The sequence below is a fragment of the Halalkalibaculum sp. DA384 genome (assembly GCF_043951955.1).
Taxonomy (GTDB): domain Bacteria; phylum Bacteroidota; class Rhodothermia; order Balneolales; family Balneolaceae; genus JAMQKA01.
On sequence record NZ_JBINJE010000007.1, the window covers coordinates 39128 to 54160 of the forward strand.

Consider the following 15033-nt stretch of genomic DNA (forward strand, 5'->3'; position numbering starts at 1 on the left):
CTAAACTAACCATTATCCGGTACAATTGAATACCCAAATCCAGATGCAACTCTGTAAAAAATTTCCGTTCTTGTAGTTCAAATTTTACTTACAAAAATGACGGCTTGATGGTTAAAAAACTCTGCTTTTTTCTGCTGCTACCTGTTTTGGGCTACTCACAATCGTTGAATATTTCCGTTGCCGATCAGACGGCGGGCAACCAGTACGCCACGTTTGGATTTGATCAGCAGAACGTCACTATTTCAGGTGGCGGAATCAGCTTTCCGGTCAATGGCAGGCAGTTTGGGAATGTCCTCACATTTGGGGTTACCCCCGGGTACCGTGCTGTCGGTATTCTGCAAAACAGTATGGATGGAGCGAAAAGTTTATTGTTGAATACGGCGGCTGATACCCTGGCAGCATATTCTACCATTTCATTGAATTACAGTGATCCATCGTTGGGAATCTATCCATTTGATTCAGGAGAAGTGCTGCTCCGAAATAATATTGCCAATTTTACATTATACAATTCGATGGGAGCGATTATCACCAGTGGATCTTCGGGCAGCCAGAGTGAGCGGGGTGAATCAATTTCGGAGGTGGCTTTTGATCCACTCGGAAAAACGATTGTGATGTACACACCCAAGATAAAACAGGAGAATGGAGTGGGATCTCAAGCGGTAATTTTATCTGACGACAACGCAACAAACAATATATTTTACAGCGGAGACCGCTCGATAAAACATGTCAGCATTGCAGATAATGGGCAGTTTGTTGTTTTGGTTACCGAAGAGGAGGGTACCGATGATGCAGCGGTTATTTTGGACCGCTATGGCAATGAACTCAATTCGATAAGCTCCGAAGAGGAGCTGGATGGGGCCTATTTTGCCGGAGACAATGAAGAGGTGTTGCTCCATTCCCGCCGCAGGGCGCTGGTCTACTCGACGTTGCAGGGTGAGCGGCTGGGCAGTACCAGCTTCCGCTCTCCCTTGGTCCTGGCGCAATATTTTTCCGAGGATCAGACTATTATAGGCGTTACAGGCAACAAGGTCGAGAATACCGATATTTATCGAGATCTGGAATTTCATGCCGTGAATTTGGACAAACGGGAGATCGCCCGGACGGGACTGGACGGGGCGCTTGCAACAGATCCGAATATTGATCTGAAGTTCTTGAGAGAGGGCAGAGGGCAGTACCGCCTGATGGGGAGCAATAAAATTATCAATCTCAGAGCTTCCTTTTAAGTTCTGCAAAGGTCCATCAAATAAAAAAGCCCTGAACGTATATTCAGGGCTTTTTCCAATAATGATTGTTTTTGCGTTGCCTCAGGCCGTTTCAGGTTGATCAGGCTTTTGCTTCAGAGGGAGATTGCTCCTTGTCGTCAGCTGATTTTTCATCTTCCGTTTCGGCCTCATCTTTTGACGTCGGGGCTTTATCCGGCTGCTCCCAGTCAAAGGTCAAGTCATCACGGGATTTGTTCATCTTAATCCTGATGTTTGTGCCTTCCGGGTGGTCAGCTTCCAGTAACTCTTCTGCAAGCGGGTCTTCCACATACTTTTGAATAGCTCGCTGCAGCGGTCGGGCGCCATACTTCTGATCAAAGCCTTTATCGGTGATAAAGTCCTTGGCTCCCTGGGTAATTTCGACCGAGTAGCCGAGCTCATGGATGCGTTTAAACAGGTCCTCGCTCAGCAGATCGATGATCTGGAAGATATCCTCTTTTTCGAGCGGACGGAAGGTGATGACATCGTCAATGCGGTTCAGGAACTCGGGGTTGAACACCTTTTTGAGCGCGTCCTGAATCGTTGACTTCATCTTCTCGTAATCGAAACTGCTTCCGTCGGGACTAAACCCGATACCTTTTCCGAGGTTACGTATATCACGTGCTCCGATGTTGGAGGTCATAATGATAATGGTATTGCGGAAATCTACCTTGCGGCCGAGACTATCCGTCAGAATACCGTCGTCGAGCACCTGCAGCAGGATGTTGAACACATCCGGGTGCGCTTTTTCAATCTCATCCAGCAGCACGACGCTGTACGGCTTGCGCCGGACCTTTTCAGTGAGAATGCCACCCTCTTCGTATCCAACGTAGCCCGGAGGGGCCCCGACCAGTCGTGAGACGGAGAATTTCTCCATATACTCACTCATATCGATACGGATGAGTGCGTCTTCCTTGTCAAACAGGTAACGGGCCAGTACCTTGGCCATTTCGGTTTTACCGACCCCGGTGGGACCGAGAAAGATGAAGGAGCCGATCGGGCGCGTGGGATCTTTGAGCCCGGCACGCGTTCGTTTGATCGCTTTTGTAAGCTTTTCGATCGCCTCGTTCTGGCCGATGATCTGTTCGCCGAGTTTTTCCCGCATTTTGACCAGCTTTTTGCTCTCGCTCTGGCTGATCTTGTTGACGGGTACGCCGCTCATCATCGCCACAACTTCGGCCACGTCATATTCTTCGACGTCGTAGATAATCTCTTCAGCTTCCTTTTCCCACTCCTTCTGGGCCTGTTCGAGCTCCTCCATCAGGCGCTTCTCCTTGTCACGGAGGCGTGCCGCTTCTTCAAAGCGCTGTTTTTTGACCATCGAATTTTTCTCGTTGCTGGTTTTTTCGATCTCTTCCTCCAGGTCAACGATATGCTGCGGCACCGTAATGTTGGAGAGATGCACCCGGGCTCCTGCCTCGTCAAGGGCATCAATCGCCTTGTCGGGCAGGAAATGGTCCGTTACATAGCGGTCGGTAAGCTTGACACAGGCCTCGATCGCTTTTTCAGAGTAGTGCACGCTGTGGTGCTTTTCGTATTTTTTCTTGATTTTCGAGAGGATCTCGATGGTTTCCTCCGGTGAGGTCGGATCCACCATAATTTTTTGGAACCGACGCTCCAGCGCGCCATCTTTTTCGATGTACTGCCGGTATTCGTTCAAGGTGGTGGCACCGATCGCCTGCACTTCTCCCCGGGCAAGGGCGGGTTTCAACATGTTGGAAGCGTCGAGAGAGCCACTGGCTCCGCCGGCTCCAACAATAGTGTGAAGCTCGTCAATAAAGAGAATGACGTTGTCGGTTTTTTCCAGCTCGCTCATCACCGCTTTCATTCGTTCTTCAAATTGTCCGCGGTATTTAGTACCCGCCACAAGGGCCGCAAGGTCGAGTGCAATAACCCGCTTGTCATATAACACGCGTGAAACTTTGCGCTCAATAATGCGGCTGGCCAATCCTTCAGCGATGGCTGTTTTACCTACGCCAGGCTCTCCGATAAGCACCGGGTTATTCTTCTTTCGCCGGCTCAGCACCTGGGCCACTCGTTCGATTTCCTTCTCGCGACCAATAATTGGATCGAGCTTGCCTTCTTCAGCAAGCGAGGTAAGGTCGCGGCCAAAATTGTCCAATACAGGAGTTTTTGATTTTTCCATTTTCTTTTCTCTGGAACTTCCGGAGGATGATTTTCCTCCTTTTGAGGATGATAGACTCGCAGATACAGAGCGAGAATCACTGGGATCGTCATCCGGGGATGACTTGCCCGATATTATGAGATCAAGTTCTTCACGTACAGCATCATAGGATACGTTAAACTGCTGTAGAATTTGTGCAGCTATATTTTCGTCGTCACGCAGAAGTGAAAGGAGCAGATGCTCCGTGCCAATAGTATCACTTTTGTATAGTTTAGCCTCCAGATAGGTTATGCGCAGAACTTTTTCGGCCTGTTTGGTCAGTGGAATATTACCCACTGTTACAGAGCCGCCCGTTCCGCGAACAGTATCTTCAATGGTTTTTTTCAGTTTGTAAAGATCACAGTTGAGATTCTTCAGTATTTTAACCGCTACACCTTCTCCAAGGCGGACGATACCAAGTATGAGATGCTCGGTACCGATATAATCATGGCCTAACCGGAGTGCTTCTTCACGGCTAAACTGAATGACATCTCGAACTTTGCTTGAGAAATTACCCTCCATAGAGTATTGCTAAATTTTTGGAGATGAAAAGTTACTCGTTAACAACGAGTCGTTTGCTTTTTTAGTTCACTACATTAACGAAAGTAGTATTGGCATAGTGCAAAAGCAAACAAAAAGATGAATGCTTAAGCTTTTATAATAGCTCCGGAAAGATTGTAGCAGTCACGGGAAAATCACTCCCTTACTATTAAAGGGAATGCAAAAATACAGCATCTTTGTGTCCTCACAATTCTTTTTGGGAGAATGGTCGTCAGAACATTGTAGGTGCGCCGCATAGATACTGAATGACCAAATTCACATACATTTGGGTTTTATAATTCCGGAGATCTGGACATCTGCGGCTCGCCTGGCCGCATTCCGGATATTTCGGGGCAGCTAATAGAAATCGAGCGAAACTGGATGGATGGGTGGGGAATGTTAGCAAAACTTTCAGAAGAGGGGCTGTCCCGTCATCTCCTCAGGCTGATTCAATCCCATCAATTTTAAAAGGGTAGGGGCTACATCCGCAAGTTTGCCGTCGTGCATCCGGATGTTATCGCCGTTTCCGTTTACGATCATGGCCGGAACCCGGGCATTGGTATGGGCGGTGTGGGCACTGCCGTCTTCCTGGATCAGGCAGTCGGCGTTTCCATGGTCCGCAATGATTAAAATTTTGTAATTGTGGTCAGTAGCGGTCTCCACCACTTTTTTTAGCTCCCTGTCAACGGTCTCCACCGCTTTAATCGTTGCATCCATATCTCCGGTGTGGCCGACCATGTCTGGATTGGCAAAATTAAGGATACAGAGATCGAAGGTTCCGGTTTTTAGTTGCTTGCAGAGCGTGTCGGCGACCTCCGGGGCGCTCATTTCCGGCTTCAGGTCGTAGGTGGCTACCTTTGGACTCGGAATCATGATTCGTTCTTCGCCTTCGAACGCCACCTCTTCGCCGCCGTTAAAGAAATAGGTTACGTGCGGGTATTTTTCCGTTTCGGCTATGCGAAGCTGCTTTAGTCCCTGCCTGCTTACATATTCGCCGATGGTATTTTTTATGTTGGCCGGGGGATAGGCAACGTGAACCCAGTCGAAGGTGTCGTCGTAGGCGGTAAACGTGACATAGTGAAGATCAAGGTCTTTGTTGACTTCAAATTTGTCGAATTCCTTGTCGGACAGGGCCCGGGTAATTTGCCGCGCGCGATCGCCGCGAATATTGTAGAATATGACGACATCGCCGGGTTCTATTCGGGATTGGGGAGTATCGTCAATCAGCTTGGGAGTAATGAATTCATCGGTAACATCCCTGCTGTAGGAATCCTGCAGGGCCTCGGCTGGAGTATCAAACGACTCTCCCTTTCCATTTACGAGAAGATCATACGCCCGTTTGGTGCGCTCCCACCGGTTATCACGGTCCATGGCGTAATACCGACCGACGATAGATGCGATGGTTCCTGTTCCGATTGCTTCCGCCTGCTCCTGGAACTCCTTCACGTACTCGATGCCGCCGGTGGGAGAGGTGTCGCGCCCGTCGGTAAAAGCGTGAACAAACGCGTTCTCAATACCTTGGGAATTCAACAGTTTCAGCAGTGCAAACAGGTGGTCGTTGTGGCTGTGTACCCCGCCATCGGAAAAGAGTCCCAGAATATGGACTTTGTTTTTGGGCCTGGCCTTTTCGATAGCTTCCAGCAGCACCTCATTTTGGTCGAATGTATTTTCCTCGATATCCCTGTTAATCCGGCTTAGCTCCTGCCATACAACACGGCCGGCCCCGATATTCAGGTGCCCTACCTCCGAATTTCCAAACTGCCCGTCGGGCAGGCCCACATCGGTCCCGCTGGCGGAAAGTGTCGAGTGTGGATTGTTGTTGAATAGCTGGTCGATGAATGGTTTGTCAGCCTTGTCGATTGCGCTGACTTCTGGATTTTCGGCCAAACCGTAGCCATCCAGGATAACGAGTAATGCCTTTGAGGTTGGAACAGCCAATACGTCTCCTGCGCTGTTGTTTGTTAAAGGTTGTTTACGTGCTTGGTGAGCTTGGCTTTTCTTCTGGCCGCTTTATTTTGATGGATAATACCTTTGGCCGCCATCTTGTCGAGGTAGGAAGTGGCTTCTTTAAGGTATGTTTCGGCCTCTTCTTTGTCAGTGGTTTCCAACACCTTGTTTACCAGCGTTCGCATTTTGGAGCGCTGTGCGCGATTGTGTTCGCGCCGCTTGGCATTCTGTCGCACGCGTTTAATAGCAGATTGATGTTGTGGCATATATATCGCTCAGTTTGCTTAAATTGTTCGTCAATTAATTTGTATCATTATATAATCTGAATACGACGTTTCAGAAAGCCCCAAAAGTTAACCTTTCTGGATTCAGAAAACAAGAAATCATTGAAATATTAATAAATTAAAAGTAATTTGGGAGACTTTCCGATATGATAATTGTCATTGATGGTCCGGCAGGTTCGGGTAAAAGCTCTACGGCCAGGGCCGTCGCGGATAAGCTTGATATTCAGTACCTGGATTCCGGTGCGCTGTACCGCACGCTCACGTTGATGTATCTGGAATCGGGTAAAGACAAAACGAAGTTCTTTGAATTGTTGAATCGAAAGTCGATCTCATTCTTCTACGAAGAGGGTACGTTTCATGTATCGGTCGGGAAGCGGGATATTACCGAACAGATCCGTACCGTGGAGGTGAACAATTATGTAAGTACGGTGGCGGCGCTGCCCAAATCCAGGCAATTTGTGAACAACCTTATGCACCAGGCGGTACAGCAGGAAACCTGGATTGCCGAGGGCCGGGACCTGGGCACAGCTGTATTCCCCGATGCCGAACTAAAGTTTTTTATGGTGGCCGACACCGATGTTCGGGCTGAACGACGACACAGGGAGCTGAAAGCGCAGGGGGCGGATGTTACCCTGGATGAAGTAAAGCGTAACATCATTGAACGGGACCAGAAGGACTCCCGGCGAAAGAAAGATCCCCTGAAAAAAGCTCCGGACGCTGTTGAAGTGGACACAAGTGAGATGACTTTTGAACAACAAGTAGATTTTATTTGTTCAAGAATTACAAATAAGTTTGAAACGCAAACTTAAATTATAACTAAAATCCTAATTAATCCCTTTCCGCTCCGCTTTTTTTGAGTGGGAGTTGAAAGCGGCAATTTTAACTAAAACCATAATGACCGAAGAAGTTAAACAAGAACAAGAAAACAAAAACCAAGAAGCTGACGACACTGCTACTGCTGAAGAACAAGATGTGGAAGTGACAGATGCCGAAGAGTCGGTTGAAGCTGAAGCCACTGCCCAAGAAGAAGAAACGGCTGAAGAAGAACCCGAGAAAACAGTTGAAGAACCGGCCGTTGAAGCCATCACGGAAGAGGAGGTACGTGTTGAAGTAGATGAGGATGATGTTGCCACGTTTACCGGCGACATGGAAGACGATAAAGTTTATACGCTGGATGAACTCCAGGCGGCATCGGAGGATTATACCGACGATGAGTTTCACAGCCTGGCTTCGATGTATGAAGACACGTTAAATGAAATTGAAGAGAAGGAAATTGTAACCGGGCGGGTGGTCTCGGTTGATGAGAAGTATGTCATTGTTGACATCGGCTTCAAGTCTGAAGGCATTATCCAGGTTAATGAGTTTCCGGATAAAGTGGTTGAGGAGCTGGCTCCCGGTGATGAAGTGGAAGTTTTCCTCGACAAAGTTGAAGATCAGGAAGGACAGCTTATTCTTTCTCGCCGCAAGGCCGACATCCTGCAGGCGTGGGAGACCATTGAGCGGTCCCATGAAACCGGCGAAGTGCTGGAGGGATATATCAAGCGCCGCATCAAAGGTGGTATGGTGGTGGATATTATGGGCATCGACTGTTTCCTGCCCGGGTCGCAAATTGACGTGCGACCGGTGCGCGACTTTGACGCTTATGTCGGGAAAACGATGGAATTCCAGGTCGTAAAGCTCAACATGCAGGCGGAAAACGTGGTTGTTTCTCACCGCGCCCTTATTGAGTCTGACCTTGAAGAACAGCGAGAAGAGATTCTGTCTACCATCGAAGAAGGACAGGTCCTCGAAGGTATCGTCAAGAATATTACTGATTTCGGTGTATTCATCGATCTTGGTGGTGTCGACGGTCTGCTTCACATCACGGATCTCTCGTGGGGACGTGTTGAGCATCCCGAAGAGATCGTATCTCTCGATCAGCGCATGAACGTCGCTGTCATCGACTTTGATGACGAAAGCAAGCGTGTTTCGTTGGGCCTCAAGCAGCTGCAGCCGCATCCATGGGATCAAATCGACCTGAAATATCCAGAAGGCATGAAGGTTCAGGGTCGTGTCGTTTCCATTGCGGACTACGGTGCCTTTATTGAGCTTGAAAAAGGCGTTGAGGGACTCATCCACATTAGCGAGATGTCCTGGACACAACATATCAAACACCCGTCTCAACTGGTGGACAAGGACGATATCATAGAATGCGTGGTGCTGAATGTAAACGAACCGGAAAAGAAAATCTCGCTCGGGGTCAAGCAGCTTGAAAAGGATCCCTGGGAAGATATCGACAAGCGATACCCGGTTGGCTCCAAGCATACGGGAACGGTTCGCAATCTCACCAACTTCGGTGTGTTTGTTGAGCTCGAACCCGGCATTGACGGGCTGATCCACGTTTCTGATCTCAGCTGGACCGACAAAATCAATCATCCTAACGAGATTATCGACAAAGACCAGGAGATCGAGGTGGTCATCCTGGCGATTGACTTTGAGAATCGCCGAATTACACTGGGTCACAAGCAGATTGAAGAGAATCCGTGGGAGAAATTCGCTGAAGAGCACGGCTTGGGCAACCAGGTTGAAGGCGAAATCTTGAAAATTACGGATAAGGGACTGTTTGTGAAGCTTCCTTTCGAGCTGGAAGGATTTGTTCCGGCAAGCAAAACGGAAGCCGGTGGAGACCTCTCTGAATCCTATGAAGTGGGCGAAACCGTTGAGGCTTACGTAATTGAGCTTGATGAGAACAACAAGAATCTCACACTCAGTCAACGAGACAAGGATGCCAAGAAAGTGAAGCCTTCCAAGTCGAGATCCAAATCTCGCAGCTCGCAGGAGCCTGTAGAGCGGGGAACACCGACGCTGGGTGAGATGTCTGGCCTGGCCGACCTGAAGCGGGAGATGGAAGAGAAGCAGCGGGAAGCAGCGCGCCAGCAACAGGCCGATGCCGAAGTGGAAGTAGAAGAGGATTCCGACTCGAATGAGGAGGAAGAGGAATCTTCTGCGGACCAGGAAGAATAAGTTCAGCCAAGCACTCTTTGTGATTGCTTGACACATTAAAAAAGCCCGATGGTGAAAGATCCATCGGGCTTTTTCTCTTTATCATTATCAATATGTTATAAACGGCGCAACCTGAGGGTATTCAGGCAATGACAATGGAAGTGCAACAAGGCGCCCCATGTCTACTCGTTCTTTTCCTTGTAAAAGTAAACGAGGTTTTTTTTGGGATGCTTGCTGCTTTTTACCTTTTCCCCGGTTTCCCGGTTATAGCTGTAGATCACGTTCCGCATGGAGTTGAGCTCCGTGTCGTCGCTAAATTTTACCTCGAGCGCTTTTCCCCCCGCTTCCAGCTTTTTTACGGCCTCCAACAGGGGTTTATATTTTGAGGAGCTTTTTTTAGAAATTTTAATGTCTTCCCTGGATACAAAATTTATTTTCATAATAAGTGTATTTGATAAAGTACATTACCAAATAAATAAAGTCTTCAGTAACATTCAATCGTTGTTATTCTGATTTAAGCGGGTCCATCAGGGAACTTGAACGGTGGACATAATTTTTTCTATGATATCTTCAGGAGTGATGTTTTCTGCTTCCGCTTCGAACGTCGGGATAATGCGGTGACGCAGCACATCCATGGCGATCAGCCGAACATCTTCCGGGGTTACATAGGCCCGGTGTTCCATAAATGCGTGTGCGCGGGCTGCCAGATTCAGATTGATGGACGCCCGTGGCGAAGCCCCGAAATTAATAAGCTCTTCCATATCCGGCAGATTGAATTTTTCGGGATTTCTGGTGGCAAAAACCAGATCAATAATATATTGTTCCACCTTTTCATCCATGTAGATTTCGTTAACGACGTTCCGTGCACCCAGTACCTGCTCAGGTGTCACCACCGGTTCCAGCTTTTTGTTCTTCCCGGTTTGGGCCATGCGCCGCATAATTTCCATCTCTTCAGACTCGCTCGGGTAATCGATCTTTATTTTCATCATAAACCGGTCGACCTGTGCTTCCGGCAGTGGGTAGGTCCCTTCCTGTTCTACGGGGTTTTGGGTGGCCAGCACCAAAAAGGGCTCGTCAAGTTCATAGGTTGTTTCGCCAATGGTTACCTGCAGTTCCTGCATCGACTCCAGCAGGGCACTTTGTACTTTGGCGGGCGAACGGTTGATCTCGTCAGCTAAAATGATGTTGGCAAAAATAGGTCCTTTTTTTACCGTGAATTCCGCCTCTTTCTGGTTATAGATCAGCGTACCGATCAGGTCGGCAGGCAGCAGGTCGGGCGTGAACTGTATTCGCTGAAATTTTGTGCTGATGACCTGGGAGAGCGACGAAACCGTCAGGGTTTTGGCCAGGCCCGGTACTCCCTCCAGCAGCACGTGTCCATCAGCCAGCAGCCCGATCAGCAGCCGGTCGATCATATACTGCTGACCGACAATGACTTTCTTTAGTTCGTCGTAAATTTTTTCAATAAATGCGCTGGATTCTTCAATTTTATCTCCAAGCGCCTGCATGTCTACTGAAGGAGAGCTTGTCGCCATAAGTGAAATGTGATTTAGATTTTGAATGAGTTATAAGTATCTTCTTTGCCGATTTAAGAACGTAAAAACCTCTATAATAATAAATGGAATTCATAGATTCTTTTCTATTAGGTCTCATACAGGGCCTTACCGAATTTTTGCCAATCAGTAGTTCCGGCCACCTTGTGCTCGGCCGTGCTTTTATGAGCAGCGACCTGCAAAAGGGCATAACGTTTGAGGTTGTCGTTCATTTTGGAACGTTGTGCAGCATTCTGGTCTATTACAGGGAGGAACTGACCGGCATTATAAAGTCGTTGCTGGGCCTGGCCGGTTCACCCGGAGAATTTCAACAACGGCTCAGAGATGATCCCAATATAAGATTGAGTGGCTATATCCTGTTGAGCATGATCCCCGCCACAATCATAGGCTTTACACTGAAAGACTATATTGAGGATGTATTCCTGAATCCCTTTATGGTTTCGTTCATGCTGCTGGTAACCGGAATACTGCTTTACGCCACCAAGTACAGGAAGCAGTTTACGCGGCAGATCAACGCTGGAAATAGTTTTGCCATCGGAATAGCGCAGGCACTTGCCATTTTGCCGGGTATAAGCCGCTCCGGCTCCACGATCTCGTTGGGATTATACCTGGGAGTAAAAAGGGAAGAGGTGGCCAACTTTTCGTTCCTGATGGTCATTCCCGTAATCGCGGGCGCCATGATGATGCAGGTCAAGGAGATGGCCGAGGTGGGCATCCGTTTTGATGCCGCCCTGGACCTTGTCATTGGCTTTCTGGCCGCTTTTATTTCGGGATATTTTGCTCTCAAGTATCTTATTGTAATGCTCAAAACGAGGGGAATTCATCCATTTGCCTGGTACTGCTGGACGGTGGGTACACTGGGACTGATCTATTTTTGGTAGGTTTTAAAGTTGCAGGATGAAAGTCTTATAAACACCCTGAAACATTCAACTTTTAACATTCAACTTTTAACATTCAACTTTTAACATTCAAACCCCAATTTAGAGTTGATGTGGTTTCTAAATTTATCTACTTTTGAAGCCACTTAAAATAAAGCAACACCATGGTTTCATACGTTTTTATATTCCTTGCAATTCTGGCTATTGCTGCCGCACTGGGTATGGTAATTAGTAAAAATACGGTAAACAGTGCCCTTTTTCTTGTAATTAACATGGTGGCCCTGGCCGGGGTCTACGTACTACTGCAGGCGCATTTTCTGGCCATCATCCAGGTTATTGTGTATGCCGGGGCGATTATGGTGTTGTTCCTGTTTGTGATTATGTTGCTGAATTTGGATGCAGAAAAATCTCTTTTTAACAAGTTTAGAGTCAAGTATTTTGTGGCTTTTCTGCTCGGTATCGTCGTGCTGTCTCAAATACTGTACAGCATCGGAGGGGTAACAGACATGTTGCCTGAACTGCCTTCGGAAGTATCGCAGGTGGGAACGGTTGAGGCGATCGGAGAGGTCATGTTTACCACCTATCTGCTTCCTTTTGAGATGACCGCCATTCTGTTGACAGCGGCCGTAGTGGGAGCCCTGGTGGTTGCACAACAAAAAATTGTTAAGCCCAAATCTGGACAATGATTGAAATCGACTGGTTTTTAGCGTTAAGTGCCGTGTTGTTTGCGATCGGTATCATCGGTGTATTAATCCGTAAAAACGCGATAGTAATTTTTATGAGTGTGGAACTGATGTTGAATGCGGTCAACCTTTCGCTGATCTCTTTCAGTACCTTCCACGGTAACGTGGAAGGACAGATGCTCGTGTTCTTTGCGTTGGCGGTTGCAGCCGCCGAAGCGGTTGTAGGGCTGGCTATCATTATTGCCATCTTCCGCAATAACCTTTCGCTGGATGTGGGCAAAATCAACCTGTTGCGCTGGTGATTTTTAACAGTGTGTCAGTGCGCCGTAATCAATGCAGTGAGTTTCCGCTCTTGACATTTTGAGGAGTGTGGGTGCGTATATATCCCATCAGCCTACCCGTTATTTTATTGGATAAGTAGTTTAATTACCTGCTGATTTTCTGTTCACTGGTAACTGCTCAATAGCACAGTGTTCACTGCTTATTTTTACTGAATCTACCTTTACCTTCGTTCACTTTTTTGTATCTTTGCCATCTGTAAAATTCCCCTTGGGAATAGTTGAAGCAATAGCTACCTTTGGGGCGCAAATGAACAACGTCATCCGGTTCCGCTTCGGGGCTGTTCTCATATTGGTTGAACAGAACTCGTTCACTTTTCGGGTTGAAACCTCACCCTGCAGATGAACGCCAGGGGATGACAGAAAAGAAGCTTTCGATCCAAAAAACAAACTGACTTGATGGACTCAGCTACATTGCTCGTTGCACTGACGGTAGGCTTGCCCCTGCTGGGGTTTTTAATTAATGGACTACTTGGGTTGCGCAGCCCGGGATATCGAGAAAAGAAAACCCTCATCGGCGCCATCGCCAACCTTTCGGTATTTGTACCCTTCCTTATCTCCTGCTACTTTTTTCTGAATTTCACGACTGAATCGGAAGCGCTCATCACCACATTTTTTACCTGGATACAGGCGGGCTCTTTTTCGGTTGATATCGCCTACCAGATCGACCAGCTCTCCATCGTAATGATGCTGGTTGTTACCGGGGTCGGTTCCCTGATCCATTTTTATTCCATCGGGTATATGTGGCATGATGAGGGATATTGGAAGTTTTTTGCCTATCTCAATTTGTTCATCTTTGCGATGCTCAACCTGATTATGGGCAACAACCTGCTGTTGCTGTTTCTCGGCTGGGAGGGGGTCGGGCTCTGCTCATACCTGCTGATCGGTTTTTGGTATACCGACATGGCCAAATCAGATGCCGCCAATAAGGCGTTTTGGTATAACCGGATCGGTGATTTCGCATTTCTAATTGCCATGTTCCTTACGTTTCAGTCGGTCGGCAGTCTCAATTTTAATACGATTCTCGGCGACCTGGATGCGATCCCCGCAGATTACAAATTCTGGATCGGTTTCCTGATGTTGGTGGGTGCCACTGGAAAAAGCGCGCAGATTCCCCTTTTTGTCTGGCTTCCCGACGCAATGGCGGGCCCGACTTCAGTATCGGCGCTGATTCATGCTGCAACCATGGTAACTTCGGGTATCTACTTGATTTCCAGGATGTCGCCAATGTTTGTGATGTCCCCTGAAGTGATGCTGATCATCGCTGTGATTGGGGCGTTAACCGCATTGGTTGCGGCGACCATCGCCCTCACCCAACACGATATCAAACGGGTGCTGGCCTACTCCACGGTATCACAGCTCGGGTATATGTTCCTGGCTCTGGGATCGGGCGCTTTTACGGCGGCCATTTTTCATGTTGTGACTCACGCTTTTTTCAAGGCCTGTCTTTTTCTCGGGTCGGGTTCTGTTATTCATGCCATGGAACATGTTGAACACGGCCTGCACCAAGAGGGCAAGGAAGTGCATTTTGATCCCCAGGATATGCGTAATATGGGAGGGTTGAAACAGTATATGCCCTCTACTTACCGAACCTTCCTCCTGGCAACAATTGCTATTGCGGGAATCCCACCGCTGGCGGGCTTTTTCTCCAAGGATGAAATATTGGCCTTTACATTTAATGCCGGTTTCGGTGAGTTTGCCGGGCCGCTGTACTTCCTGTTGTGGGGCGTGGGAATTGTAACGGCATTCCTGACCGCTTTTTATATGTTTCGTCTGACATTCGGAACGTTCAACGGGGAATTTAAACTGCCGGGCAGGGTGGCAGATGCGGATAACGCCTCTGATTACCTGCACGAGAGCCCGGTTACGATGACCTTTCCATTGTGGGCACTGGGCATACTGTCGGTGGCAGGTGGATTTCTGGGCGTCCCCAATTTTATTGCTGAGACCTTCACCCACGAAGAGGCGCACATTAACCTGCTGCATGACTGGTTGTATACAGTAAATGCGGATGTGGGTATGGCGCTTTCTCACGGTATCGAATGGACACTGATGATCATTTCGATCGCAATTGCAGTGGCCGGAAGCTGGGTGGCGTACCGAATGTATGGAAGCGGCGATACCGAAGAGTCGGACAGCTATCTCGCGGCGCGTTTTGGCACCCTATACGATACCTGGAGCCAAAAGTACAGTCTTGATGAAATATATGAGGGGCTGGTTTCTCGTCCGCTTGTTCGCTTTTCAGACAAGGGATTGGCTGTATTTGATATGAAGATTGTGGACGGGGTTGTAAATACTGTCGGGGGAATTGTCCGACTGTTTGGAAGCCTGATCCGATATATTCAAACCGGGGTTACCTCCACCTATGCCCTGGGGCTGGTTATTGGCGTGATAATCGTAATAAGTATCCTGATTCTCTAATT

Annotated in this window: 12 protein-coding genes; 7 read left to right on the forward strand and 5 right to left on the reverse strand. The window is 48.1% G+C overall.

All coding sequences use genetic code 11. The features are described from left to right. Nucleotides 1-107: 107 nt before the first annotated feature. Nucleotides 108-1223, forward strand: coding sequence for a hypothetical protein (locus tag ACG2E4_RS06140; protein WP_395276009.1), 1116 nt, complete (start codon nucleotides 108-110; stop codon nucleotides 1221-1223). A gap of 100 nt (nucleotides 1224-1323) precedes the next feature. Here the strand turns inward: ACG2E4_RS06140 and ACG2E4_RS06145 are convergent, their stop codons facing one another. The 3 genes from ACG2E4_RS06145 to rpsT all read right to left on the reverse strand — a co-directional run bounded on the left by ACG2E4_RS06145 (nucleotide 1324) and on the right by rpsT (nucleotide 6158). Further along, a complete protein-coding gene (locus tag ACG2E4_RS06145) occupies nucleotides 1324-3927 on the reverse strand; it encodes an ATP-dependent Clp protease ATP-binding subunit (protein WP_395276010.1) in 2604 nt (867 codons plus the stop codon). A 429-nt stretch (nucleotides 3928-4356) separates the two neighbouring features. Then, nucleotides 4357-5883 carry a 2,3-bisphosphoglycerate-independent phosphoglycerate mutase gene (gene gpmI, locus ACG2E4_RS06150; protein WP_395276011.1) on the reverse strand — a complete coding sequence of 509 codons (1527 nt, stop codon included), beginning with the start codon at nucleotides 5881-5883 and terminating at the stop codon, nucleotides 4357-4359. A gap of 23 nt (nucleotides 5884-5906) precedes the next feature. Next, entirely contained in the window at nucleotides 5907-6158 is a 252-nt protein-coding gene (rpsT, locus tag ACG2E4_RS06155) for a 30S ribosomal protein S20 (protein ID WP_395258905.1), read from the reverse strand. 164 nt (nucleotides 6159-6322) lie between these two features. Here rpsT and cmk point away from each other — a divergent pair, with 164 nt between their 5' ends. Together cmk and rpsA are read left to right on the forward strand one after the other, a co-directional pair. Continuing rightward, on the forward strand, nucleotides 6323-6985 hold the full coding sequence (gene cmk, locus ACG2E4_RS06160; RefSeq protein WP_395276012.1) for a (d)CMP kinase: 663 nt from the start codon (nucleotides 6323-6325) through the stop codon (nucleotides 6983-6985). Nucleotides 6986-7070: 85 nt separating this feature from the next. Then, nucleotides 7071-9179, forward strand: a complete 2109-nt coding sequence (gene rpsA / locus ACG2E4_RS06165; protein ID WP_395258901.1) for a 30S ribosomal protein S1 — start codon at nucleotides 7071-7073, stop codon at nucleotides 9177-9179. 161 nt (nucleotides 9180-9340) lie between these two features. On the opposite strand, the gene ACG2E4_RS06170 is transcribed toward rpsA, so the two are convergent. Both ACG2E4_RS06170 and ACG2E4_RS06175 read right to left on the reverse strand, forming a co-directional pair. Continuing rightward, nucleotides 9341-9598: a hypothetical protein gene (locus ACG2E4_RS06170; RefSeq protein ID WP_395258898.1), complete on the reverse strand. Its 258-nt coding sequence runs from the start codon at nucleotides 9596-9598 to the stop codon at nucleotides 9341-9343. An 87-nt stretch (nucleotides 9599-9685) separates the two neighbouring features. Continuing rightward, nucleotides 9686-10693: an AAA family ATPase gene (locus ACG2E4_RS06175; protein WP_395276013.1), complete on the reverse strand. Its 1008-nt coding sequence runs from the start codon at nucleotides 10691-10693 to the stop codon at nucleotides 9686-9688. A gap of 83 nt (nucleotides 10694-10776) precedes the next feature. Here ACG2E4_RS06175 and ACG2E4_RS06180 point away from each other — a divergent pair, with 83 nt between their 5' ends. The 4 genes from ACG2E4_RS06180 (at nucleotide 10777) to nuoL (ending at nucleotide 15031) form a co-directional block, all read left to right on the forward strand. Next, nucleotides 10777-11592 (forward strand): undecaprenyl-diphosphate phosphatase, encoded by an 816-nt coding sequence (locus tag ACG2E4_RS06180; protein ID WP_395258894.1) that lies wholly within the window; start codon nucleotides 10777-10779, stop codon nucleotides 11590-11592. A 161-nt stretch (nucleotides 11593-11753) separates the two neighbouring features. Further along, nucleotides 11754-12275, forward strand: coding sequence for an NADH-quinone oxidoreductase subunit J (locus ACG2E4_RS06185; protein ID WP_395258892.1), 522 nt, complete (start codon nucleotides 11754-11756; stop codon nucleotides 12273-12275). Further along, the gene (gene nuoK / locus ACG2E4_RS06190; protein ID WP_395276014.1) at nucleotides 12272-12574 is read left to right on the forward strand and encodes an NADH-quinone oxidoreductase subunit NuoK; all 303 of its coding nucleotides are present in this window, start codon (nucleotides 12272-12274) and stop codon (nucleotides 12572-12574) included. Before ACG2E4_RS06185 ends, nuoK begins: the two co-directional genes overlap by 4 nt. A gap of 435 nt (nucleotides 12575-13009) precedes the next feature. Continuing rightward, complete coding sequence (nuoL, locus tag ACG2E4_RS06195) at nucleotides 13010-15031, forward strand: NADH-quinone oxidoreductase subunit L (protein ID WP_395258888.1); 2022 nt, start codon at nucleotides 13010-13012, stop codon at nucleotides 15029-15031. Nucleotides 15032-15033 lie beyond the last annotated feature (2 nt).